The 1,052-nt window shown below is 41.3% G+C and carries 1 protein-coding gene and 1 pseudogene; both read left to right on the top strand.

Annotated elements, in window-relative coordinates; translation table 11 throughout:
• Nucleotides 1–451 (top strand): annotated as a pseudogene (locus L656_RS0101290) (extracellular solute-binding protein); the annotation flags it as partial.
• Nucleotides 451–1,052, top strand: a 602-nt coding sequence (locus L656_RS0101285; RefSeq protein WP_024597894.1) for an ABC transporter permease, incomplete at its 3' end; no start/stop codon positions are given. The pseudogene L656_RS0101290 and the gene L656_RS0101285, both read left to right, overlap by 1 nt.

The following is a 1,052-nucleotide window of genomic DNA, read 5'->3' as shown; positions in this document are numbered from 1 at the left end:
GGCTAATTTAGCGCGCAAGCCTCAAGGTAACGATCGTGCTCAAGTTAAAGCTGTTAAAGAAGGTTTATGTAACTTGGCATTAGGTAATAGTTACTACCTTGGCAAAATGCTAGAAGATAAAGAACAAAAAGGTTGGGCAGAGGCCGTAAATATTAACTTTCCGAATCAAACTAATCGTGGCTCACACATAAATGTATCGGGTGCGGTTATTACCAAATACGCTAAAAACCCTGAAAATGCATTAAAGCTCATAGAATATATGACCGACAGCAAAGCACAAAACATGTATGCTTCATTAAATATGGAGTATCCAGTTAAGTCGGGTGTTGAATTATCAACTTTGGTTGCCTCTTGGGGTAGCTTTAAAGAAGACAGCTTGCCACTTGATGAGATTAGTAAATATCGTCCGTTAGCACTTAAGCTAATTGATGAGGTGAAGTTCGATCTTTAATGACTAATAAATTTAAGCTGTCTAAATGGCAGCTCTTTGCGTGGTCGACTGGCTTAATACTTTCGGCCCCGTTGTTTTTTCTTCTTTTTGAATCTCTACAAGGTAGCTCTGAGGTGTTTTCTCACCTGTGGGATACCGTGCTTTGGGATTACATAACCAATACCGTATTGTTAGTTTTAGGTGTTTGCGTCCTTAGCTGCGCCATAGCTTTGCCACTTGGGTGGCTAACGGCTTACTGTAGTTTCCCGGGTAAAAAACAGTTTGAATGGGCACTTATGCTGCCCCTTGCTATGCCTACCTATATTATTGCCTATGTATACACTGATTTATTAGATTATGCGGGCCCGGTGCAAATAGCGCTGAGAGAATGGTTTGGCTGGCAATCACCTAGCGACTATTGGTTTTTTGATATACGTACATTACCCGGCGCCATCGTTATGATTGCCTTGGTACTTTACCCGTATTTATTTTTAATTTTTAAAACAGCCCTTCGCGAGCAGTCATTCAAATTAGTACAAGCTAGCCAGTTAATGGGGCTATCTCCTTGGCAAAGCTTTTTTAAAGTCAGTTTAGTGCTCTCTCGTGGGGCAATTGTGGCGGC

The sequence above is a fragment of the Pseudoalteromonas sp. TAE56 genome (genome assembly GCF_000497955.1).
Taxonomy (GTDB): Bacteria; Pseudomonadota; Gammaproteobacteria; order Enterobacterales; family Alteromonadaceae; genus Pseudoalteromonas.
This window is presented reverse-complemented; position numbering and strand designations above follow the sequence as displayed.